Source organism: Nonomuraea sp. B19D2, from assembly GCF_040137845.1.
In the GTDB taxonomy this organism is placed as follows: Bacteria; Actinomycetota; Actinomycetes; order Streptosporangiales; family Streptosporangiaceae; genus Nonomuraea.
In genome coordinates this window covers 474,162-495,183 of sequence record NZ_JBEFAK010000002.1, presented here as the reverse complement: position 1 = coordinate 495,183, position 21,022 = coordinate 474,162, and the positions used below count along the sequence as shown (strand labels likewise).

The window sequence follows — 21,022 nt, the reverse complement described above, 5'->3', positions numbered from 1 at the left end:
GTTGGTACGGTGCGTGAATGAGTCAGAACTGGGGCATGACCATCCCGTTCTCCGATCGCTCGCTGTCGAAGTCGCAGGAGCTGATCGCGGAGCTGTCCGGGCTCGGCTACACCGACGCGTGGTCCGCCGAGGTCAACGGGGCCGACGGGTTCGTGCCGCTGGCCATGGCCGCGCAGTGGGCCCCGGGGATCAGGCTGGGCAGCGCCATCGTGCCCGTCTCGACGCGCGGTCCCGGGCTGCTGGCCATGTCCGCGGCCACGCTGGCCGACCTGGCGCCCGAGCGGTTCGTGCTGGGCATCGGCGCGTCCTCGCCGGCGATCGTCGAGCGATGGAACGCTGGGCGGTTCGAGCGGCCGTACGCGCGCACGCGGGACACGCTGCGTTTCCTGAAGAAGGCCCTGGCGGGGGAGAAGGTCTCGGAGGCGTACGAGACGTTCGAGGTCAAGGGGTTCAAGCTGGAGCGGGTCCCGGAGATCCCGCCCAAGATCGTGCTGGCCGCGCTGCGGCCCAGGATGCTCCGGCTGGCCGCAGAGGAGGCCGACGGCGCGATCACGAACTGGCTCTCGCCCGACGACGTACGCAAGGTGCGCGCCGAGATAGGCGAGGGCACGGAGCTGATCGCCCGTTTGTTCGTCTGCGTGAGCGAGGACGTCGACCGGGTGCGCGAGATGGCCAGGTGGATGCTGGCCAGTTACCTGACCGTCCCGGTGTACGCCGCCTTCCACGACTGGCTGGGCCGGGGCGAGGTGCTGCGTCCCATGCATGAGGCGTGGCGGGCCGGCGACCGGCAGGCGGCGCTCAAGGCCATCCCCGACGAGGTGGTGGACGCCCTGATCGTGCACGGCGACGCGGCCACCTGCCGGGCCAGGATCCAGGAGTACGTGGACAACGGGCTCGACACCCCTGTCCTCGCGCCCGTCCCGGGCGGAGAGGTCTCCATCGAGCAGGCCGTGCGGGCGCTGGCCCCCGGGGCATAGGAGCGGGCATGGACGACGTACTCGGGCTGGACGCGGTCGGTCAGGCCCAGGCGGTCAGGGACGGGCAGGTGTCGGCGCGGGAGCTGGCCGCGGCCGCCATCGCGCGCATCGAGGCCCACGACGGCGAGCTGAACGCGGTCATCCACCGCCGGTTCGAGCGGGCGCTGGCCGAGATCGACTCCATCCCGGAAGACGCGCCGTTCCGCGGCGTGCCGATCCTGCTCAAGGACCTCGGCTGGCGGCAGGCGGACGAGCCGTACAGCGCGGGCTCGAACGTGCGTGACGGCGTCGAGCCGGGCATGGACGGGTACGGCGTCGTGCGCCTGCGCGAGGCCGGCTTCGTCATGCTCGGGCGGACGAACACCCCCGAGTTCGGCAGCACGATCACCACGGAGCCGGTGGCGTTCGGGCCGACGCGCAACCCGTACGATCCCGCGTACTCGCCGGGAGGCTCGAGCGGCGGGTCGGCGGCGGCGGTGGCGGCCGGGATGGTGGCGCTGGCCACCGCGAGCGACGGTGGCGGCTCGATCCGCATCCCGGCGTCCCTGTGCGGTCTGGTGGGGCTCAAGCCGTCGCGCGGGCGCGTGAGCGCGGGGCCGGCCATGGGCGAGGGGTGGAGCGGGTTCTCGTGCGCGGGATTCGTCAGCAGGAGCGTGCGTGACACGGCGGCGGCGCTCGACGTCGTGTCCGGCATGTACCCCGGCGACCCGTACGACGCCCCTGCCCTGCCCGGCCCGCTGGCCGCCGAGGTGGGCAGGGAGCCGGGGCGGCTGCGCGTCGGGTTCCTCACCAGTCATCCCAACAGGGCCGTGCCCGACTCGCCCGAGCTCACCGAGGCCGTCACCAGGGCCGCCGCGCTGCTGGAGTCGCTCGGTCACGACGTGGCGCCCGGCGGTCCCGAGGCGCTCGCCGAGCCGAACTTCGCCCAGCAGTTCGGCGCCATCGTGGCGAACAACCTGGCCGCGCACGTGGCGAGCCTCGGCGAGCTGCGCGGCAAGCCCGTGCAGCCGGAGGAGCTGGAGCCGCGCAACGCCGCCATGCTCGCCGCGGCGGTCAAGCACAGCGCGGCCGACCACATCCTGGCCACCCAGTGGGTGGACGGCTTCCGCCGCCGCATGGCCGCGTGGTGGAGCGCGGGCCACGACCTGCTGCTGATGCCCTCGCTGGGCGTCGCGCCGTTCCCGCTGGGCTGGATCCCGCCGGACGACCTCAGCACCGCGTTCGGCAGGACCGGGCACGCCGTGTCGTACACCTCGCCGATCAACGCGACCGGACAGCCGGCCATCTCGCTGCCGCTGCACACGACCGATGCGGGTCTGCCGGTGGGCGTGCAGTTCGTGGCGGCGGCAGGGCGGGAGGATCTGCTGATCAGGGTGGCCGCGCAGATCGAGCTGGCCAGGCCGTTCGTGCACGCGGCCATGCGCTGATCGCCAGGAACTCGTGGCCCTGCTGACGCGTTATGTCGTGAGAGGTCGGGGGTAGGGGGTTTCTCATGATGGCGAAGCCAGCACGGGCAGCGGCGGCGTGGCGGACGTACCGCGAGGTGACCAAGCCAGGCTCGCCCAGCCTGATGACCAGGGTCAGGGCGATTCCGCGGATGATCGGCGCGGTCATGCGCGGGCAGTACGAGGGCATGGGAAAGGGCAGGCTCGCCCTGCTCGGGCTCGGGGTGGTCTACATCCTGTCGCCCGTCGACGTGGTGCCCGACTTCCTGATGCTGATCGGCGTGGCCGACGACTTCGGCGTGTTCCTGTGGCTCGTCGCCTCGCTGCTCGGCGAGAGCGGGCGCTACGTCGAGCACGAGCGGCACGTCATCCAGGGGCGGCTCCTGGAGGAGGAGGCCTAGATCTCCTCCATCCGCAACCAGGCGCGTGAGGGCAGCGGGTGGCCGAAGAGGCGGGCCGCGTTGCCGTAGGCGACCCTGGCGATGTCGGCAGGCGGGAGCGTCCCGAGGTTGCGCGCCACGGACTTCTGCGTGTCCGGCCAGGTCGAGTCGGAGTGCGGGTAGCCGCTCTCCTGCAGCACGTGGTCGAGCCCGACCGCGAGGCGCACGCCCGACAGCGCGTGGTCGTCGAGGGTGCCGAAGAAGAAGTTGCGGCGCAGCACCTCGCTGGGCTTGAGCCCGCCCTCCCAGGACGCCTCGCCGGCGACCGGGTGGTCGAGGGCGTAGTCGGCACGCTCGGCGAGCATCGGCAGCCAGCCCACGCCGCCCTCGACGATGAGGATGCGCAGCGCGGGGAAGCGCAGCGGCACCCCCGACCAGAGCCAGTCGGCGCAGGCGAACATGGCGGTGGTCGGCATCAGCGTGGTGATGGCCTCGATGGGCGTGTCGGGAGAGGGCACGGGAGACCACGAGGAGTCGCCCGCGTGCAGGGCGATGACCGTGCCGGTCTCCTCGCAGGCGGCGAAGAACGGGTCCCAGTGGCCGGAGTGGATCGACGGCAGCCGGAGCCGGGTCGGGAACTCGGGGAAGACGACGGCCTTGAAGCCGCGGGCGGCGTTGGCGCGGATCTCCTTGGCGGCCACGTCGGGGTCGGGCAGCCACGGCAGCTGCAGGCCGATGATGCGCTCGGGGTAGGTGCCCGCCCAGACGTCGATGTGCCAGTCGTTCCACGCCTTGACCAGCGCCAGACCGAGCTCCTGGTCGCGCGTCCTGGCGAACGGCATGCCCGACTGCCCGGCCAGCATGCCGGGGAAGCACATCGCGGCCCAGATGCCCGCGATGTCCATGTCCTGGATGCGGGCCTCGATGTCGTGGCAGCCGGGGCGCATGTGCTCGAACCTGACCGGCTCGAGCGTGCGCTGCTCGCGGGGCAGCCCGGCGCCCACGTCGATGCCGGCGCACGGGTAGGTCGCCCCGCCGTAGCGCCAGACCTGATGACCCGCCTCCGTCTCCACGACCTTGGGCGCGACCTCGGCATATTTCTCCGGCAACCGGCCTTCGAACAAGTCGGGAGGCTCGATCAGGTGATCGTCGGCGGAGATGATCACGTAGTCGCGCCGCCTCGGGTCAGGGTCGGGGAGCAGCGGCGTAGTCACGCAGGTAACCGTACGACGGCGGGATAACGTCGAACAAGCTGCGACGTATCCGTTGGGTCTCCAAGATTTTTGACCCGGGACCGCCGGGAGGGGGATGGCGGGCGGTCCCAGGCCCGGGATGGGCCGCTCGTCTGGACGCAGCAGACGGGACCCGGCCTGCCACTACCCGCTTGTCCTCGGTTCAGTCAGCAGGTGGTCGCGCAGTTCGGCGATGGTGGCGGGGGAGACGTTCAGGACCTGTGTGACGTACCTCTCGATCGAGCCGTGCCGCGCCGACAGATCGGTGAGGAAGAACCGCATCGCCTCCGCGGGCGCCGCGCCGAACCCCGGCCAAAGGGACGCGTCGGGATGCCTCCTGCGCCAGTCGGCGATGAAGGCCTCGGTGGCCAGGCCGGTGAGCGCATAGTCCGCCACGATGTCGTCCTCGCCGACGCCCGCCAGCGACAGGACCAGCGCGGTGAGCACGCCGGTGCGGTCCTTGCCCGCGGCGCAGTGGATCACCACGGGGGCGTTCTCGGCCCGCGCGATCGTCTCCAGCGCGGTCCTGAGGTTCGCGACGCCGTCCTCGCTCACCTCGAGGTAGCGGTCGGCGAGGTATCTCCCGACCCCGATCTCCTCGCGGTACGGCGTGCGCTCCCAGCGGCGTCCCTCGATGGGCAGGTTGTGGTAGTGCTGTCCCTCGGTCTCGGGAACCCGTCCCGCCTTCTCGATCTCGAACGAGTGCCGCAGGTCGATGACCGTGCGCACGCGTAAGGCGCGGAAGGCCGCGAGATCGTCCCCGGCCAGCCAGCCCAGCGAGTCGGCCCGGTAGAGCCGCTGCCATTGGACGGTGCGCCCGTCCTGGGTGGCATATCCACCTACGTCGCGAAAATTACGGATACTGGCGAACTCAATGTGGCGGATCACCCTCAATACCTTAATTGGCGGCGGCTACGGAGTCCTTGGAGTGCTCCCCGGCCTTCCGCTCGGCCACCTCGCGCCGGATCAGCAGGATCCACCCGGCCACGGCGATGCCGATGAACAGCCACCACTGGATCCCGTATGCCAGGTTGAGTCCGCCTCCGGCGCCCACGTCCGGCTCGGGCACCGGCGCCGGCGCCGCGGCGGGCCTGGGCGACTGCTCGGTCAGCTCCACGTAGCCACCCACGAGCCGGTACGGCAGCCCCTGCCCGATCTTGTCGGCGTTGATCAGCAGTACTTGGCCCGGCGGCAGCCCGGAGCGCTCTCTGATGCCGCTGGACTCCTCGGTCTCGCTGAGCCGTAGCCGTCCGGTGACAGTTACCTGCCCGGTGGGCGGAGCGGGCACCTCAGGGGCGGCGTCGGCGGTGGCGCCTGCCTTCACCCAGCCCCGGTTCACGATCACCGCCGTGCCGTTGCCGGTGACGAGGGGCGTCAGGACGTAGAAGCCGTTCTGCCCCTCCTGGGGGCGGCGGCGTACGAGCAGCGCGTGGGCCGGGTCGTACGCGCCGGTGACCTCGACCTGCCTGAACCGGTCCGCCTCACGGACGGGCTGCCCAGGGGTCGCCAGCTTCTCCAGCGGCACGGGCCCGGCCTCGATGTTGGCGGTGACCCGTTCGCTGTTGGCCGATCGCTCCTCGAAGCGCCCGAACTGCCACCGCCCGAGGAACACGAAGGCGGGGATGACCAGCAGCACCACCACGTGGAGCGCGAGCCATCTGGGCGTCAGCAGGAACCGGTACACGCTCTCAAGACTAGGCACCAGCAGGGGTGCCCCCGCACCCGACTACGCGCTCCTGAGCTCGGCGCCTGACCCCGGAACCGGGGTCACCTCGCGTGGCCCGCCCACCTCGTGGCCGTCGGCGCACCGGAAGTGCTGCTCGATGGGGGCCCCGCAGTCGCGGTGGGTGAGCACCACGGCCGGGCCCTCCTCGTCGGCCAGGTATTTGTCGCCCCAGTGCATGAGCGCGACCAGCAGCGGATAGAGGTCCCGGCCCTTTTCGGTGAGCCGGTATTCGTCGCGCTGCCGCTGCCCCGGCTCGCGGTAGGGCTCCTTGCGCAGCAGGCCCTCGTCGACCAGCCGGGCCAGCCGGGCGCTGAGCACCTGACGGGGGGCGCCGGTGACCGCCTGCATGTCGGCGAACCTCCGCACGCCGCTGAACGCCTCGCGCAGCACCAGGAAGGTCCACTTCTCCCCGACGATGTCCAGGGTGCGCTCGATCGAGCAGTTGTTCACCCGGAAGTCCACCCGGAAGGGAACGTTCATCTTTGTATTATACCTGAGTTCAATTGACAGACTCAGCCTCTGCTGGGAGTCTGAGTCTATGTGTGGAACTCAGATCCGCCCCGCACGCGTGGGCGACGAGGAGCGGATCAGGCGCTTCCTGGCGGGGCTGTCGCTGCACACGCAGACGCTCCGGTTCTTCACCGGCGTCAGCACCCCCGCAGCCGGGCTGGTGCGCACATTGCTCGCGACGGACGAGCGCCGCGACGCGCTCGTCGCCACCACCGTGGAGTGCGGCGAGATCGTCGGGCACGCCATGAGCTTCAAGGGCGACTGCGCCGACGTGGAGATCGCCGTGGTCGTGGCCGACCGGTGGCAGGGGCGAGGGATCGGGCCCCGGCTGATCGACACGCTGCTGCTGCGGGCCTCCGTGCGGGGCGCGATGACCGTGGGCATGGACGTGCTGGGCGAGAACCGGCGCGTGCTCAGGCTCATCCGCAGGTTCTGGCCGGACGCCCGGATGGCGGTCTCCTCCGGATCGGTGGAGGTGACCGCCAGGATCGATCCGGCCGGTCTATTTGCGGAACAAGGTTCTGGTAGCACACCATTGACAGCGTGAAGAGTGCCAAGAACGGACGCGACGGCCGGACCCGCATCATCGAGGGTGCCCTCCGCCGCTTCAGCCAGGACGGGGTGTCGGCCACCACGCTGGCCAGCCTCCGCGAGGAGAGCGGCGTCAGCGTCGGCAGCTTCTACCACCACTTCGCCAGCAAAGAGCACGTCTTCGGCGTGTTGTACGCCGAGATCCTCACCACGTACCAGGACGCCTTCCTCGCCGAGCTGGTCAGCCACCAGGAGGCCCGCGACGGCATCGAGGCCGTCGTGGCCTTCCACATGCGCTGGGCCGGCGAGCACCCGGAGAAGGCCAGGCTGCTGGTCAGCGAGCGGCCGCCGCGCAAGCACGAGCCGGGCGGCGCGGAGGTGGCCGAGGCCAGGCGCGCGTTCTTCCGCCAGGTGTCCGACTGGTGGCGGCCGCACATGAAGAACGGCCTGCTCCAGCCCGTTCACCCGACCATGTGCTACGTGCTGTGGCTGGGGCCGGCGCAGGAGATGTGCCGCCTGTGGTTCGCCGGTGCGCACACGCCCACGGAGGAGGAGATCAAGGGACTGGGCGCGGCGGCCTGGCAGAGCCTCCGCCAGCAGTGACGCCTGCCCCGTCGGTGCCGCGTGCTCCCTAGAGCGGCTGCCGTGAGGCCGGACGGCGGACGGTCAGGGCGGTCGGCCGGAGCCGGGTGGGGACGCGCCAGCTCGCACGGTCGAGCGAGATGTCCAGCCGCAGGTCACCGCGCTGCCTGCGCAGACCGGGCACACGCACCCGGGCGTGCACGTTGAACCTGCCCCGATGCGGATAGCCGAAGCCCAGCTCGCCGGGGAGCACCCGCAGCTCGTCGTGGTTGCCGCAGTGTGGGCACGTCCAGGACACGAGGTCCAAGCCGCGGTTGTAGTCGGAGCAGGCGCTGAAGTACTCGTCGGGTCCGAATCGGGCCCCACAAGCCAAGCAGGGGATCAGCATCGGTCCGCTCCTCGGGACGGTGTGGTGACTTCCCTAGAGATACCGCTCACCGCTTGTCCGCCGCTTGCAGAACGCTTGGCACCTTAGTAACAGTATGAACACGCAGCGGAGCGACGAGCCTGGGGCGGAGAGCGGCAGCTTGCGTGACCAGCGGAGCCCCGTGCGAGTGCGACCATCAGCACTGCGTTGGATCATGCGTAAGGGTTCGCAGTGAAAGGATGGGGCTGTGGAACGACTGCGCCATCACCTCCTGGAGTCCGGTTACACCATCGACGGCGTACGCGATCGGCTCGGCAGCGTGGCCGCCTCGGCGCTGGCCCGCGAGGAGCTGGTCCCGGCCCTGCGGGCGACCGCTGACGGCGATCCCCTGGCCACGTTGATCAGGTTGTGGTGGCTCGGCGTTCCCGTCCCGGCCAAGTCCGTCGCGCCGGAAGTGCTCGACTCCGGGCTGGTCAGCGCCGACGGCGACCAGGTGAGCGCGACCGTGCACCTGCAGCCCTGGGAGACCGGCGGCTACCTGGTCTCCGACCGCAAGGTGCGCCCGGGCGACCCGGCGCTGCGGCCCGACCACGTCGTCGGCGCGGGCGGCGCCTCGGCCAACCTGGCCCAGCTCGTCACCCGCCGCCCGGTGGGCCGCGCGCTCGACCTGGGCACCGGGTGCGGGGTGCAGGTGCTGCACCTGGCGGGGCGGGCGGAGCGGATCGTGGCCACCGACGTCAACCCGCGGGCCGTGGAGCTGGCCAGGCTGAGCTGGGAGCTGTCCGGCATTTCCGACGTGGAGGCGCGTACGGGGTCGATGTTCGAGCCGGTCGAGGACGAGCTGTTCGACCTGATCGTGAGCAACCCGCCGTTCGTCATCGGCCCCAAGGGCGAGCTGACCTATCGCGAGACAGGCGGCGACGGCTTCTGCCGCGATCTCGTACGCCGCACGCCCCGCCACCTCAACCCCGGCGGCCAGGCCCACTTCCTGGCCAACTGGCTGCACGTCGAGGGCGAGGACTGGCACGACCGCGTGGGCGGCTGGCTGCGCGAGACCGGCTGCGACGCGTGGGTGGTCCAGCGCGACGTGCAGGACCCGGCCGAGTACGTCGAGCTCTGGCTCAGGGACGCCGCCGAGCAGGGCACCAAGGGCTACGCCGAGCACTACGACCGCTGGCTCGCCTGGTTCGACGAGCGCAAGGTCGAGGGCGTCGGGTTCGGCTGGATCACCATGCGCAACTCCGGCACGCTCGACCCGGTCGTACGCGTCGAGCACCTGGACCACCAGGTCGCGCTCCCGGTCGGCGACTACGTGGACTCCGTGGTCGACGCCATCGCCGCCGCCCACCGGGCCAAGGGCCTGGAGGCCGCGCGCCTGCGTACCGCGGACGGACTGCTGGACGAGCGCATCGGCCTGCCGGGCGCGGAGGACCCCATCCGCATCGTGCTGCGCCAGACGCAGGGGCTGCGCCGCAGCCGGGAGGTCGGCACGGTGGAGGCCGCGCTGGCCGGCGTGTGCGACGGCGAGCTGGCGCTCGGCCCGCTGCTCAACGTGATCGCCGAGCTCGTCGGCGACGGCGAGATCGCCGACGCCGACGCGATCAGGCCCCTGATAGCCGAAGGTTATTTCCTGCTTTAATCGGCCGTTGATTCTACGTTGACGCCTCGGGTGGAGGCTCAGGCCAGGACACGGACCTGGGGGGTTCGAGGGCCGTGTCAGGTCCGGCCGGTCGTCTGGAGTGAGGCGGCTGGCCGTTACGCGGAGCATCCGGACAACCGGGCCCCCTAGCGACGCGTGGCGGTCAAAGATGACCGGCCGGGCTGCTTTCGAAAGGACAGCCTTGATCAACCATGTGTGGATGACACGTCTGGACGACGAGCTGTACTCAGGACTCGACGACGGCGGGCTCGGTGACGATCTCGGCTACGGGGATGCCGTCGAGCAGGACTTTGAGATCTCCGGCCTCGGGGGCGCCGAGCCGGGAGAAGATGTCGAACGCCTGCCGTAGGCAGTCCAGGCTCTTCATGGTGTTGCCGAGACCGTGTAGCGCCTTGCCGAGCACGGTGAGCGACAGCGCCTCGCCGTAGGGGTGGCCGATCTCGCGGGAGACCACCAGGGCCTGCTCGGCGTGGCGGACGGCTTCGGGGTGGCGCTCGGCGGCGATGAACGTCTCGGCCAGCCGGGAGCAGACCCGCTGCTCCCAGACCCGCTGCTTGCTGGCCCGGAAGAAGGCCAGGCACTCGGCGTGGTGGTGGACGGCCTCGGTGAGCCGGCCGACCCGGGACAGCACGATGCCGAGGTGGTAGCGGGCGCGGGCGGTCCCGGCGCCGCTGCCGATCTCGGTGAAGATGGCCAGGCCCTTCTCCGCCGCCGCGATCGCGTCCTCGGGGCGGCCCAGGCCCAGGTGGTCGCGGGCGGAGTAGCTGAGCACGAGAGCCTCGCCGGCCGGCACGCCGTTCTCCCGGTAGAACCGCATCGCGGAGTCGAACAGCTCGAGCGCCTCGACGTGGCGGCGCTGCCTGCCGACGACGACGGCCAGGGCATTGAGCACCTCGCCGGTGACGATCTTCTCGCCGCGGGCCGTGGACAGCTCGTACACGATCCTGAAGTGCTCCTCGGCCTCCTTCAGTCGGTTGCCGGCGAACAGGACCCGGCCCAGCACGTACCGGACACGCAGCTCGGCGGCCGGGTCGCCGAGCCCCTGCGCGGCGGCCAGCACGGCGCGGGTGGCGTGGCCGAACTCGCGCGTGTGCGTGCCCGACTCCAGCAGCGGCTCCATCGCCAGCAGCAGGTCGGCGGCGGGCAGCAGCTGCTCGGCGGTGCGGGCCGCGGCGGCGGCCTGGTTGATGGTCGCGAACAACGAGTCGCCCTCGGCTGTCAGCCAGGCCACGGCCTCGTCGGCGGAGCCGAAGGCGCGCCCGCCGCCGATCATCACGAGATTGCCGGGGATCATGCTGCCCTCGTACGCCAGCCGGTGCGCGGACTGGGCCGAGGCGAGGTAGAAGCCGAGCAGCCGGCGCAGTGCCAGTGTCCTGGCCTGCGGCCGCTCGGTCTTGTCCAGCTCGCGCCTGGCGAACAGCTTGAGCAGGTCGTGGAAGCGGTAGCGGCCGGGCGCGGGGGCCTCCAGCAGGCTCGCGTCCACGAGGAACTCCAGCACGGACTCCGCCTCGGACTCGCTCACCGCCAGCACGGCGGCGGCCGCGCCGGTCGAGACGTCGGGTCCGTTGGGCAGCGAGAGCAGGCGGAACGCACGCGCCGCGGTGGGGCCCACCTGTCCGTACCCGAGCGCGAACGTGGCCTCGACGGCCAGGTTGCCCACCCGCAGCTCGTCGAGGCGGCGCTGCTCGTCGGCCAGCCTGGGCACCAGCGAGGCGATCGTCCAGGAGGGCCGCGCGGCCAGCCTGGAGGCCACGATCCGCACCGCCAGCGGCAGGAACCCGCAGGCCGCCACCACGTCCATGGCCGCCCCGTGCTCGGCCGACACGCGCTCGGCCCCGGCCACCGACGCGAACAGCGACAGCGCCTCGCCCGGCTCCATCACGTCGAGATCGATCAGCCTGGCAGAGGGCAGATCGGCCAGTTTGCCGCGGCTCGTCACGATCGCCGCGCACCCGGGCGAGCCCGGCAGCAGCGGGCTGACCTGCTCGGCGTCGCGGGCGTTGTCCAGCAGTACGAGGATGCGGCGCTCGGCCAGGATCGACCGGTAGAGGGCGGATCGTTCCTGCAGCCCCGCGGGAATGACGTCAGGCGGGATGCCGAGCGCGCGCAGGAACCCGCCGAGCGCCGACTCGGGCGCGGTGGGCTCGTCGGCGTAGCCGCGCAGGTCGGCGTAGAGCTGGCCATCCGGATACAGGTCATCGGCCAGGTGGGCGACGTGTACGGCCAGCGCGGTCTTGCCGACGCCGCCGATGCCGGAGATCGCCACCAGAGGCACGCCCTCAGGCGTCGACAGCAGGGTACGCAGGCGTGCGGCGAGCTCCTGGCGGCCGGTGAAGTCGCTGACGGCGGCGGGGAGCTGCGCGGGGCGCGGAAGCTGGGGCGCCGGCCGTGGCTCTTGTGCTTCGGCGGGCTCCTCCTCCTCGGTCCCCCCGGAGTCGGCCGGCACAGGGGCGGCCAGCGTGGGGTCGGCGGCCAGGATGCGCTGGTGCAGCGTGGCCAGCTCCGGGCCGGGCTCGATGCCCAGCTCGTCGATCAGGGCCTCGCGCGTCTCCGTGAAGACGTTGAGTGCGTCGCCCTGCCGCCCGCACCGGTAGAAGGCCAGCATGAGCTGGGCACGCAGCTTCTCGCGCAGGGGGTGGTCGGCGGTCAGCGCGATCAGCTCCGAGACGATCTTCGCGTGGTTGCCCAGCTCGAGGTCCACGTCCATGAGCGTCTCGACGACGTTGATGCGGCGCTCGACCAGCCGGTCGCGCTGGTGCTCGGCGTACGGGCCGACGGTCCCGGCCAGCGGCTCGCCCTCGAACAGCGACAACGCGGCCCGCAGCGCCCGGGCGGCCTCGGACAGCCGGCCGGCCTTGCGCGCGCTCTCGGCCTCCTGGACGCCGCGTTCGAAGCGGACCAGGTCGAGCGAGCCGTCGGGCAGTCGCAGCGCGTAGCCCCTGCCGATGGACGTGAGCAGCTCCGGGCGGGAACGGGCGGGCCTGTCCGGCTCGAGCACCGTGCGGAGCCTGGAGACGTAGGTGCGCAGCGCGCCGAGGGCCCGCGGTGGCGCTTCCTCGCCCCACACCGCGTCGATCATCTCGTTGGGGGTGACCGCATGGCCCTCGCGCAGGAGCAGCATGCCGAGAATGGAACGCTGCAGCGGGGTGCCCAGATCGAGCTCCTGGCCGTCACGCCACGCGCGGACAGGACCGAGCACGGCGAACCTCAGTCCGCCCTCAACGCTCTGACCAGCCATGCCGTATGTCTCCAAGCCAATGGATCGTTTTGTGGCCAAATGATAGATCCAATGTCGTTTGTCACCTAGATTCGGACTGATCGTTAAATGTGCCGTTAATCCGTCTTTGATCTGGTGTTGAGCGCGCCCCTGGATGGTGAAGGTCGGCTACGCATGACTCACACCGCGGGGGCGTGTCATGTAGAGCACCTGCAGGCAGGAAAAAATACGGCCCCGCCCGAACTTTCTGGGGCGGGGCCGTGGTGGACGTGTTCTCAGGCTGCCTCGACCAGTCCGAGCCGCATGGCCAGCCGCTCGCGCACTGCCGGCCATTCGGAGTTCAGGATCGAGTAGAAGGCGGTATCTCGGACCGTGTTGTCGGCGCCTCGGCTATCCGCTCGCCGCACCCCGTCGAAGTGTGCGCCGAGGGCCTCGATGGCGGCCCGGGATCTGGTGTTGCGTACGTCTGCCTTGAGAGTGATGCGGTGGACGTTCCATTCCTCGAAGGCGAGCGAGAGCATCAGGAACTTGCTCTCACGGTTGACACCCGTGCCCTGGGCGCCGGCGCCCAGCCAGGTGTAGCCGATGTCCGCCACGGACGGGATCTCGCCCACCGCACCGCGTGTACCCGGTGGCCAGGGCATGGGGCCCTGCCAGTACTCCAGGTGCATGAGACGGGTGGCACCGACCACGCGGTCGGTGTTCAGCCACCGGATGGCGAAGGGCATACAGCGGCCCTCCGCCTGCTCAGCCATGGCGGCCTCCACGTAGGAGACCATCTCGTCCCGGCCTTCCGGGACACGAGTGAAGGCGTAAGTGGAGCGGTCTTCACTCGCCGCGGCGACGAGGTCGTCGATCACCGCGAGGCTGAGAGGTTCCAGGCGCACGGAGCGCCCGGACAAGGTGACAAGAGCGGGCATGTGCACATGATGGGGGGAAGGAGGGGTGCACGTAACCATGCCATCAGGAAGATCTTTTGCAGGTTTCTGCAGAGAGGGTGTTTCCGCAGGTCAGAGGCCCCTTTTGGGGGACGGTAAACCAGTCCTTGGGGAAAGATTCGCCTAACTGTGACATGGCGTCGGCACGAACGCGAGATGCCGTTCACGCACCGCGCCGTGCCGCACGAGGGCCAGCTCTTTCAGGCCCGTCGACAGGAAGTCCAGATTGGCGGAGATCCAGGGGAGTTGGAGCGGATTTGGGCTGTTCAGGGCGGTCAGTCGCTCTTCGGCTGTGTCGCCGTAGAGCAGGCTCACCGCGACCCGCACCCTGGCCGCCGCGGGGTCGTCGCCGAAGGCGTGTCCCGGCAGGACGCCGATGCCGTGCTCCTCCAACAGGATCTTGGTGATCTCGGCGGAGCCGCCGAGTCGCAGGTGGCTCAGGTCGGGGTAGATGTAGAAGCCGCCTTGAGGCAGGGGCGCGACGGCCCCGATCTCGGCGAACCTCTCGTGTACGGCCCTCGCGACCGTGCCGTGCAGCCTGCGGCTGCGCTCGATGCGGTCGGTCAGCTCGGGCGGCTCGCTGAAGGCGTACGCCGCGGCCTCCTGTACGGGCGCGGCGGGCGCCGACCAGATCTCGCTGGCCACCGCGAGCAGGCTCCTGTGCAGCGTGTGGGCGCCCGCAGGCAGCCTGGCCACGCCGATCCGCCAGCCGCCCAGCGCCAGGCTCTTGCTCAGCCCGGTGGTGATGATCGTGCGCTCCGGCGCGAGATCGGCAGGCGAGGTGTACGGCACGTCCGGGTCGTGAATGATGTCGCGGTAGATCTCGTCCGAGATGATCATCAGATCGAGCTCGCGGGCGATCTCCGCCAGGCGGCCGATGGTCTCGGGCCTGGCCAGGCGACCCGTCGGGTTGTCCGGCAGCGTCACCAGCAGCGAGTTCACGGTCCTGCCCTGTGCTCTGGCGCGCCTGACCTCGTCGGCCACCAGATCGGGATCGGGCGCTCCGCCCTCTCCTGGCGGTGCGGGCACCAGGATGGGGCGCGAGCCCACCAGATCGGCCTGCGCTGCGTAGCTGACCCAGCTGGGCATGGGCAAGACGATGTCTCCCCCGATCGCCAGGAGCAGGCCGTACAGCAGCGACTTGCTGCCGGGCCCGCAGACGACCAGTTCGGGGTCGGTGATGAGCCCCCGTCGTGTCCAGTAGCCCGCCGCCGCCGTCCTGAGCTCGGACGCCCCCGCGACCGGCCCGTAGCCGTTGCGTTCTGATGCGGCGGCCAGCCTGTCGCGCAGCGCCGGGTGGACGGGCAGTCCTGCCTCACCGAAGGCGAGGTGCAGCACGCGTTCCCCGGCGCGCCGTCTTCGGTCGATGTCTTCGTTTGCCGCCAATGTGGCGGAGAGGGTAACGGCCATGTTTGTCACGTTCCCAGGGTGGTTGGATGAAGGCATCAGCACAAGCGAGGCTTTTTGTGGGTAGGCGTAAGGAAGACTGATGCTTGAATTGCGGCGTTTGGTCCTGATCTGCGAGTTTGCTCGTCGCGGCAGCATCGCCGCGGCCGCCGCCTCGCTGGGGTACAGTCCGTCGGCGGTCTCGCAGCAACTCGTCGCGCTCGAACGCGAGACAGGCACGGCCCTCATCGACAGGACCGCGCGCAGCGCCGAGCTCACCGACGCCGGGCGACGGCTGGTGGCGCACGCGGAGCGCATCCTGTCCATGGTCGAGGAGGCCGAGTCGGACCTGTCCGCCCACGCGGGCACCCCCGCGGGGCGGGTCGTGGTCACCGCTTTCCCGACAGCCGCGGTGGCGTTCGCGCCGGCGCTGGCGCGCTCGCTGCGCCGCCACACGGAGCTGACGCTCCGGCTGGGGCAGAGCAGGTCGGGGCGGGGCATGCGGGAGGTGCAGTCGGGGGAGGTGGACATCGCGCTCGTGGACGACTGGTACGGGCGGGCGCGCGACAGCGAGAGCCTGCGGGTGTTCCCGCTGCTGCGCGACCCGCTGGTGCTGGTGGTGCCGCGCAAGCACCGCCTCGCCGACCCCGACGTGCCGCTGGACCTGCGGGAGCTGCGGGACGAGCCGTGGATGGCGACGCCCGACGGTGAGCCGTCGCGGCTGGCGGTGGACCGGATCTTCGCGGACGTGGGCGGCGCCCGGCCCACGCCGTGGGAGTTCGAGGGTCTGGGAACGATCCTTTCGCTCGTGGCCAAGGGGATCGGCATCGCGGCCGTGCCCGCCCTCGCGCTGGCGGCCGGGGTGCGGGGCCTGGCCGTGCGCCACTTCCCAGGTAACCCGGTGGGACGCGACGTGCACGCGGTCGCCCGCCGCTCCAGCGTGCACCGGCCCTCGGTGTCGGTGACGCTCCGGGCCATCCACGTGGCCGCCCGCTACATCGCCGCCGACCTGGATCCGGTACGCGCCGCGGAACGCCGCCCACCGGAGGACCCTCTGGACGGGTAGCGTTTGCCGTTATGGCGCCGACGTACGACATCGAGCACCTCCTGCTCTCCCAGCCCAGCATCCGGACGGTCGCGGGCGTCGACGAGGTGGGCCGCGGCGCCTGGGCGGGGCCCGTCACGGTGTGCGCGGTCGTCACCGACCTGTCAGAGCCGCCGGCCGGCCTGACGGACTCCAAGCAGCTCTCGGCCGCCAGGCGCGTCCCGCTCGCCGAGGAACTGGCCGCCTGGGCGATCGGCATCGGCTACGGCGAGGCCACCCACACGGAGATCGACACGGTGGGCATGACGGAGGCCCTGCGCAGGGCGGCCCGCAGGGCGCTGGAGGCACTGCCGGTCCGCCCGGACGCGGTGATCCTCGACGGCAAGCACGACTACATCGGCCCGCCCTGGCCGGTGCGCCTCGAGGTCAAGGGAGATGGCGCGAGCATCTCGGTCGCGTCCGCGTCCGTCCTGGCGAAGGTCCGCCGCGACACGTACATGGGCACGATCGGCTGCGACGAGTACGGCTTCGCCGAGAACGCCGGCTACCCGTCACCCCTGCACCAGGAGGCCCTCGCCCGGCTCGGCCCGACCGCACACCATCGGCTGTCGTGGTCGTACCTGGACGATCTGCCCCAATGGCGGCACCTCAAGCACCATCGGGACCCGCTGGTGGGCGAGGGCCAGGAAGCGCTTTTCGGCTGATATGCGGATCGGCGTCTTTGTCGTCGCGGCGCAGTTCCCGGGCCAGGAGTCCGGGCACGTGCTGGCGAATGCCGTCGAATTGATCGTGGCGGCGGAAGAGGCGGGGTTCGACGATGCGTGGATCGCCGAGCACCATTTCATGTCCTACGGCGTGTGCCCCTCTGCCACCACCCTGGCGGCGGTCGCGCTCGGCAGGACCTCGCGGATCGGGCTCGGCACGGCTGTGAGCGTGTTGTCCACACACCATCCCGTGGCGCTGGCCGAGCAGGCGGCCATGCTGCACCACCTGTCCGGCGGGCGGTTCACGCTAGGGGTCGGCAGGGGCGGGCCGTGGGTGGATCTGGAGGTGTTCGGGACCGGGCTGGAGCGGTTCGAGCGGGGGTTCGGGGAGTCGCTCGATCTGCTGCTCGGCGCCCTCTCGGGAGATCCCGTGGCCGCCGACGGGGAGTTCTTCCGCTTCAGGGAGGTCCAGGTGGTGCCCGGCGCGCGGATGCGGCCCGTGGTGGCGTGCACCTCGGAGGCGACCGTGGGGATCGCGGCCGAGCGCGGGCTGCCGATGCTGCTGGGGATGCACATCGGGGACGCGGAGAAGGCCGCCCTGGTCAAGGATTACGCGGCCCACGGCGGTACGGCTCGCGATCATCTCGCCGCCGGGGTCGCCTACGTGGCCGACTCCACGGCGCAGGCGGTACGTGAGCTCAAGGGATCCTTGCCTCGGTGGCTGGAGCCGGGGCTGGCCGGGTATGTGCCGGTGGACGGCCGGCGCAGACCTTCACGAAATATCTCGGCATATGCGGATTTGTTGACCAGCATTCATCCCGTCGGCTCGGCCGAGCATTGCGCTGAGACGATTCTGCGCACCGCGGAGAACACCGGGATAGAGCGGTTCATTTTGCTGGTCGAGGGCCTGGGGGAGCATCGGCGGACATTGGAGAACGTACGGCGGTTCGGGGCCGAGGTGCTGCCGATGCTGCGCCGGTGACCCAGGAGCGGGCCACCGGCGCGCGGGTTCAGCAGTCCACCAGCTCCGGCTTCTGGTTCAGGAGCTGAGCCCTCGGCGTGACGAAGTCGCTCAGGGCCTTCGTGGCCGTCGGGTCGAAGACGGCGACCCGGTGGCAGTTCTGGAAGGCCAGGCGTACCCCGTAGTGGCGCTCGAGCGCGCCGCGCATCGCGTCGCTGGCCAGGCAGCGCAGGAGCTGGCCGCGGGCCTCCTCTGACGGCGGCGGCACCTGGTTGTCGGCGAACTCTGCTCCGGTCTTCTCGCGCTGCTCGACCAGCTCGCTGATCAGCGACCACGCGTACGGGAGCGAGTCGCGGACGCACGCGAGGAACGCCGCGTCGTCCACGTCACCGGCTCTGGCCTGGTCGAGCAGATCGTTCGGAACGGTCAGCGACATGCTGTCTCCTCTCGAAACGGATCAAATTTGACGCTATGCGGGGATACGTTCTTGCTCCAGATGGCTTGAGGGGGGCACTCAGGGGCCGTACACGAAATCCGGGTCTATCTGCGAGGCCAGGTCGGAGCCGGTCCGCTCGTTGCCCCACGCGCGGGCGTTGCGCAGGTGGAACTCCACGGTCTGCCGGCCGAAACGCTCCCAGTCCTTGTCCTGCTCGTCGAGGGCCTTGTGCAGCACGGCCAGCGCGTCGGCGTTGGCCGGCTCCAGGTCGTCGAGGGTGAAGTGGCGGCCCTGCTCCATGGCGCGCACTGCGGCCGAGTGCTCCATCCAGGTGAGCAGGTCGTCGCCCACGTGCTCGCGCAGGAAGTCGACGTCGGACTGGTTGTGGACCTTGTTGCCGACCACGGCGAGCGCGACGTCGTAGGAGGCGGCGTGGTCGCGGTACTGCTGGTAGACGCTCACGCCCTGCCTGGTCGGCTCGGCGACGAGGAACGTCAGGTCGAACCGGGTGAAGAGCCCGGAGGCGAAGGAGTCGGCCCCCGCGGTCATGTCGACCACGACGTACTCGCCGGGACCGTCGACCAGGTGGTTGAGCAGCAGCTCCACCGCGCCCACCTTCGAGTGGTAGCAGGCCACGCCCAGGTCGTCCTCGCTGAACGGGCCCGTCGCCAGCAGGCGCAGGCCCTCGGGGGTGGTCAGCGCGTACGGGTCGGCGGCCAGGTCGTCGAAGCTCAGCAGCCGGGAGCCGCGGCCGGGCGGGGTCGTCTTGATCATGGCGTCGGCGGAGGGGATGCGCGGGTTGTCGCCGCGCAGCCGCTCCTTGATCTCGGTGAGACGGGCGCCGAGCGGCTCCGGCTGCCGGTCGAGGCCGAGCACCATGGCCAGGTGCTGGTTGATGTCGGCGTCGATGGCCACCACCGGCCCGCCCTGCCTCGCCACGTGCCGGGCGAACAGCGCGGACATCGTCGTCTTGCCGCTGCCGCCCTTCCCGACGAACGCCACTCTCACAGCCCCTCCATATGAGCATGAAAACCGTTACCGTTCCTGGTCGGCACCATCATGCCACACTGCGTGCATGAGAGATGACGAATTGGCCAGGGGAATGCGACTACGGGAGGAGGGCAAGCCGGAGGAGGCCAGGGAGGTGCTGGTCGAGCTGGCGCGCCGGCATCCGGACGACGCCGAGGTGGCCTACCAGACGGCCTGGGTGCACGACGTGCTCGGCCTGGAGGCCGAGGCGGTGCCGTACTACGAGAGAGCCCTGGCGGGCAAGGAGCTGAGCAACCGGCTCGGGGCCTACACCGGGTTCGGGAGCACGTTGCGCGTGCTCGGGCGGTACGACCAGGCGTTGGAGACGTTCGTCAGAGCGCTGGCGGAGTTCCCTGGTGACCCGGGGCTGCGGACGTTCATGGCGATGACCCTGTACAACCTCGGCCGCTCGCAGGAGGCGGTCTCGACGTTGCTCAAGGTGGTCGCCGAGTCGGGGCAGGTCGGCGGTTACCGGCGGGCCGTCGAGTACTACGCGGACAACCTGGACGAGACGATCTAGGTGCAGGTCGCGTCGAGGTTGACCGGGCTGTCCAGGCCCGGCGTCCGTGCCGGGCGGCCGGCCGAGTGGCGCTCCTCCAGGGCGTCGGCGACCTTGTGGCGGATCTGGAACCAGTCGGGGTACACCGTGTCGATCAGCGGCGGCACGAAGTTGAGGCTGCGGATCTTCGCGTCCTTGACCTTCTGCGCCAGCTCCACGACGGCCGGCAGCAGCTCCTGCGGGAGGTCGGTCGAGATGGCCCGCTTGGTGGCCGCGGCCAGCCGCTCGAAGCTGTTGAGCACGGTCATCGGGTCGGCCTGCTTGGCGACCGCGTTGAGCAGGCACTTCTGGCGTCCCATGCGGACGTAGTCGTCGCTGTCGGTACGCGAGCGGCCGTACCAGAGGGCCTCCTCGCCGGACAGCCTGCGGGTGCCGGCGGGCAGCAGGCCCTCGCGGTACTTGCCGTAGACGATGGGCTCCTTGATGGTGACCTTCACGCCTCCCATGGCGTCGACGATCTCCGCGAACCCCTTCATGTCCACCAGGGCGTAGTAGTCCACGTCGATGCCGAGGATGTCGCCGATCGTCTGCTTGAGCAGGGTCGAGCCGCGCTTGCCCTTCGCCACGCCCGGCACCATGTCCGGATTGTCCTCGGCGAACTGGTAGACCTCGTTGAGCAGGCCGGGAGTGTCGGTGCCGCTGCCGGTGAAGCCGAAGGGGAAGCGCGCCCTGGCCGGGCCGTCGGGGAACTCGATGTGCTGGAGGTTGCGCGGCAGGCCGAACAGGGTGGCGGCGCCGGTCTCGATGTCCACGCTGGCCACGGTCATGCTGTCGGTACGCACGCCGGGCCGGCTCGGCGCCGAGTCCCCGCCCAGGAGCAGGAAGTTGACCCGGCGGGCGCCGTTCCACGGGTCCTGGGCCATGACGGGCGCGCTGCTGGCGGGGGCGAACAGGGTGTTCACGACGTCCCGCGACAGGTACGTGAGCCTGGCGGCGTACACGGTCGGGGCCAGGACCAGCGCGCACAGGGCCATGGTCAGCGCGGTGGTCAGGAAGCGGCCCACGATGTCCGCGCGCGGCGGGCGTACCAGGAGGAAAGACCAGACGATCACACCGGTCCAGGCGAGCGCGAGAACCACCAGCGCCACCGTGAGCCCGATGAGCCAGCGGGGCTGCACCGCCAGCGACAGCAGGTTGGCGCTGTACGCGGTGAACATGGTGAGGGTGCCGGCGAGCATCGCGATGTAGCCGAACATGAGCGCCAGGCCCGTCTTGCTGCGTTCGGTGGCGAGATGCGCGATCCCCCACAGCAGTGCCGAGGCGAACGTGATCGCCAGGCTCGCCCCCAGGCCGAATCCCCGCCGGTTCTCTGTCATGCCTGGTCAAACCCCCATTGC

The 21,022-nt window shown here is 70.7% G+C and carries 21 protein-coding genes; 10 read left to right on the top strand and 11 right to left on the bottom strand.

The features are described 5' to 3' along the window. Nucleotides 1–17: 17 nt before the first annotated feature. The 3 genes from ABN273_RS05975 to ABN273_RS05965 all read left to right on the top strand — a co-directional run bounded on the left by ABN273_RS05975 (nucleotide 18) and on the right by ABN273_RS05965 (nucleotide 2,823). Nucleotides 18–977 carry an LLM class F420-dependent oxidoreductase gene (locus tag ABN273_RS05975; RefSeq protein WP_349447615.1) on the top strand — a complete coding sequence of 320 codons (960 nt, stop codon included), beginning with the start codon at nucleotides 18–20 and terminating at the stop codon, nucleotides 975–977. A gap of 8 nt (nucleotides 978–985) precedes the next feature. Then, nucleotides 986–2,404, top strand: a complete 1,419-nt coding sequence (locus tag ABN273_RS05970; RefSeq protein WP_349447614.1) for an amidase — start codon at nucleotides 986–988, stop codon at nucleotides 2,402–2,404. A gap of 65 nt (nucleotides 2,405–2,469) precedes the next feature. Beyond that, a complete protein-coding gene (locus ABN273_RS05965; RefSeq protein ID WP_349447613.1) occupies nucleotides 2,470–2,823 on the top strand; it encodes a YkvA family protein in 354 nt (117 codons plus the stop codon). Here the strand turns inward: ABN273_RS05965 and ABN273_RS05960 are convergent. From ABN273_RS05960 to ABN273_RS05945, 4 genes are all read right to left on the bottom strand, one after another. Next, a complete protein-coding gene (locus ABN273_RS05960; RefSeq protein ID WP_349447612.1) occupies nucleotides 2,820–4,016 on the bottom strand; it encodes an amidohydrolase family protein in 1,197 nt (398 codons plus the stop codon). The two genes, ABN273_RS05965 and ABN273_RS05960, sit on opposite strands and share 4 nt — an antisense overlap. A 162-nt stretch (nucleotides 4,017–4,178) precedes the next feature. After that, nucleotides 4,179–4,922, bottom strand: a complete 744-nt coding sequence (locus ABN273_RS05955; protein WP_349447611.1) for a tyrosine-protein phosphatase — start codon at nucleotides 4,920–4,922, stop codon at nucleotides 4,179–4,181. A gap of 10 nt (nucleotides 4,923–4,932) precedes the next feature. Beyond that, nucleotides 4,933–5,718, bottom strand: coding sequence for an SURF1 family cytochrome oxidase biogenesis protein (locus tag ABN273_RS05950; protein ID WP_349447610.1), 786 nt, complete (start codon nucleotides 5,716–5,718; stop codon nucleotides 4,933–4,935). A gap of 42 nt (nucleotides 5,719–5,760) precedes the next feature. Continuing rightward, on the bottom strand, nucleotides 5,761–6,240 hold the full coding sequence (locus ABN273_RS05945) for a winged helix-turn-helix transcriptional regulator (protein WP_349447609.1): 480 nt from the start codon (nucleotides 6,238–6,240) through the stop codon (nucleotides 5,761–5,763). A 58-nt stretch (nucleotides 6,241–6,298) separates the two neighbouring features. Here ABN273_RS05945 and ABN273_RS05940 point away from each other — a divergent pair, with 58 nt between their 5' ends. Continuing rightward, nucleotides 6,299–6,817: a GNAT family N-acetyltransferase gene (locus tag ABN273_RS05940; RefSeq protein ID WP_349447608.1), complete on the top strand. Its 519-nt coding sequence runs from the start codon at nucleotides 6,299–6,301 to the stop codon at nucleotides 6,815–6,817. Next, a complete protein-coding gene (locus tag ABN273_RS05935; protein ID WP_349447607.1) occupies nucleotides 6,814–7,404 on the top strand; it encodes a TetR/AcrR family transcriptional regulator in 591 nt (196 codons plus the stop codon). Before ABN273_RS05940 ends, ABN273_RS05935 begins: the two co-directional genes overlap by 4 nt. 28 nt (nucleotides 7,405–7,432) lie before the next feature. Here ABN273_RS05935 and ABN273_RS05930 read toward each other — a convergent pair whose 3' ends face one another. Next, nucleotides 7,433–7,771 (bottom strand): hypothetical protein, encoded by a 339-nt coding sequence (locus ABN273_RS05930; protein ID WP_349447606.1) that lies wholly within the window; start codon nucleotides 7,769–7,771, stop codon nucleotides 7,433–7,435. A 226-nt stretch (nucleotides 7,772–7,997) separates the two neighbouring features. Between ABN273_RS05930 and ABN273_RS05925 the strand changes: the two genes are divergently transcribed. Beyond that, nucleotides 7,998–9,389: a DUF7059 domain-containing protein gene (locus ABN273_RS05925; RefSeq protein WP_349447605.1), complete on the top strand. Its 1,392-nt coding sequence runs from the start codon at nucleotides 7,998–8,000 to the stop codon at nucleotides 9,387–9,389. A 247-nt stretch (nucleotides 9,390–9,636) separates the two neighbouring features. Here the strand turns inward: ABN273_RS05925 and ABN273_RS05920 are convergent, their stop codons facing one another. From ABN273_RS05920 to ABN273_RS05910, 3 genes are all read right to left on the bottom strand, one after another. After that, on the bottom strand, nucleotides 9,637–12,648 hold the full coding sequence (locus tag ABN273_RS05920; RefSeq protein ID WP_349447604.1) for an AfsR/SARP family transcriptional regulator: 3,012 nt from the start codon (nucleotides 12,646–12,648) through the stop codon (nucleotides 9,637–9,639). A gap of 254 nt (nucleotides 12,649–12,902) precedes the next feature. After that, a complete protein-coding gene (locus ABN273_RS05915) occupies nucleotides 12,903–13,547 on the bottom strand; it encodes a GNAT family N-acetyltransferase (RefSeq protein ID WP_349447603.1) in 645 nt (214 codons plus the stop codon). A 141-nt stretch (nucleotides 13,548–13,688) separates the two neighbouring features. Further along, the gene (locus ABN273_RS05910) at nucleotides 13,689–14,975 is read right to left on the bottom strand and encodes a pyridoxal phosphate-dependent aminotransferase (RefSeq protein ID WP_349447602.1); all 1,287 of its coding nucleotides are present in this window, start codon (nucleotides 14,973–14,975) and stop codon (nucleotides 13,689–13,691) included. Between the two features lie 79 nt (nucleotides 14,976–15,054). On the opposite strand from ABN273_RS05910, the gene ABN273_RS05905 reads away from it, so the two are divergent. The 3 genes from ABN273_RS05905 to ABN273_RS05895 are packed head-to-tail and all read left to right on the top strand — an operon-like array spanning nucleotide 15,055 to nucleotide 17,682. Further along, nucleotides 15,055–16,017, top strand: a complete 963-nt coding sequence (locus ABN273_RS05905; RefSeq protein ID WP_349447601.1) for a LysR family transcriptional regulator — start codon at nucleotides 15,055–15,057, stop codon at nucleotides 16,015–16,017. Nucleotides 16,018–16,028: 11 nt separating this feature from the next. After that, nucleotides 16,029–16,700 carry a ribonuclease HII gene (rnhB, locus tag ABN273_RS05900; RefSeq protein WP_349447600.1) on the top strand — a complete coding sequence of 224 codons (672 nt, stop codon included), beginning with the start codon at nucleotides 16,029–16,031 and terminating at the stop codon, nucleotides 16,698–16,700. Nucleotide 16,701: 1 nt separating this feature from the next. Continuing rightward, nucleotides 16,702–17,682, top strand: coding sequence for an LLM class flavin-dependent oxidoreductase (locus ABN273_RS05895; protein WP_349447599.1), 981 nt, complete (start codon nucleotides 16,702–16,704; stop codon nucleotides 17,680–17,682). Between the two features lie 28 nt (nucleotides 17,683–17,710). On the opposite strand, the gene ABN273_RS05890 is transcribed toward ABN273_RS05895, so the two are convergent. Together ABN273_RS05890 and ABN273_RS05885 are read right to left on the bottom strand one after the other, a co-directional pair. Continuing rightward, complete coding sequence (locus ABN273_RS05890) at nucleotides 17,711–18,097, bottom strand: SCO5389 family protein (protein WP_349447598.1); 387 nt, start codon at nucleotides 18,095–18,097, stop codon at nucleotides 17,711–17,713. 78 nt (nucleotides 18,098–18,175) lie between these two features. Then, nucleotides 18,176–19,105: an ATP-binding protein gene (locus tag ABN273_RS05885; protein WP_349447597.1), complete on the bottom strand. Its 930-nt coding sequence runs from the start codon at nucleotides 19,103–19,105 to the stop codon at nucleotides 18,176–18,178. 67 nt (nucleotides 19,106–19,172) lie between these two features. Between ABN273_RS05885 and ABN273_RS05880 the strand changes: the two genes are divergently transcribed. After that, a complete protein-coding gene (locus ABN273_RS05880; protein ID WP_349447596.1) occupies nucleotides 19,173–19,646 on the top strand; it encodes a tetratricopeptide repeat protein in 474 nt (157 codons plus the stop codon). On the opposite strand, the gene ABN273_RS05875 is transcribed toward ABN273_RS05880, so the two are convergent. Beyond that, nucleotides 19,643–21,001, bottom strand: coding sequence for an LCP family protein (locus ABN273_RS05875; protein ID WP_349447595.1), 1,359 nt, complete (start codon nucleotides 20,999–21,001; stop codon nucleotides 19,643–19,645). The genes ABN273_RS05880 and ABN273_RS05875 overlap by 4 nt on opposite strands. Between the last annotated feature and the right edge of the window lie 21 nt (nucleotides 21,002–21,022).

Bases quoted from the DNA above. Each gene is read 5' to 3' on its own strand.
- ABN273_RS05975 (WP_349447615.1), top strand. From the start codon at position 18: ATGAGTCAGAACTGGGGCATGACCATCCCGTTCTCCGATCGCTCGCTG.
- rnhB (WP_349447600.1), top strand. From the start codon at position 16,029: ATGGCGCCGACGTACGACATCGAGCACCTCCTGCTCTCCCAGCCCAGC.
- ABN273_RS05895 (WP_349447599.1), top strand. From the start codon at position 16,702: ATGCGGATCGGCGTCTTTGTCGTCGCGGCGCAGTTCCCGGGCCAGGAG.
- ABN273_RS05945 (WP_349447609.1), bottom strand. From the start codon at position 6,240: ATGAACGTTCCCTTCCGGGTGGACTTCCGGGTGAACAACTGCTCGATC.
- ABN273_RS05930 (WP_349447606.1), bottom strand. From the start codon at position 7,771: ATGCTGATCCCCTGCTTGGCTTGTGGGGCCCGATTCGGACCCGACGAG.
- ABN273_RS05915 (WP_349447603.1), bottom strand. From the start codon at position 13,547: ATGCCCGCTCTTGTCACCTTGTCCGGGCGCTCCGTGCGCCTGGAACCT.
- ABN273_RS05970 (WP_349447614.1), top strand. From the start codon at position 986: ATGGACGACGTACTCGGGCTGGACGCGGTCGGTCAGGCCCAGGCGGTC.
- ABN273_RS05940 (WP_349447608.1), top strand. From the start codon at position 6,299: ATGTGTGGAACTCAGATCCGCCCCGCACGCGTGGGCGACGAGGAGCGG.
- ABN273_RS05875 (WP_349447595.1), bottom strand. From the start codon at position 21,001: ATGACAGAGAACCGGCGGGGATTCGGCCTGGGGGCGAGCCTGGCGATC.
- ABN273_RS05965 (WP_349447613.1), top strand. From the start codon at position 2,470: ATGATGGCGAAGCCAGCACGGGCAGCGGCGGCGTGGCGGACGTACCGC.
- ABN273_RS05890 (WP_349447598.1), bottom strand. From the start codon at position 18,097: ATGTCGCTGACCGTTCCGAACGATCTGCTCGACCAGGCCAGAGCCGGT.
- ABN273_RS05880 (WP_349447596.1), top strand. From the start codon at position 19,173: ATGAGAGATGACGAATTGGCCAGGGGAATGCGACTACGGGAGGAGGGC.
- ABN273_RS05920 (WP_349447604.1), bottom strand. From the start codon at position 12,648: ATGGCTGGTCAGAGCGTTGAGGGCGGACTGAGGTTCGCCGTGCTCGGT.
- ABN273_RS05905 (WP_349447601.1), top strand. From the start codon at position 15,055: ATGCTTGAATTGCGGCGTTTGGTCCTGATCTGCGAGTTTGCTCGTCGC.
- ABN273_RS05910 (WP_349447602.1), bottom strand. From the start codon at position 14,975: ATGGCCGTTACCCTCTCCGCCACATTGGCGGCAAACGAAGACATCGAC.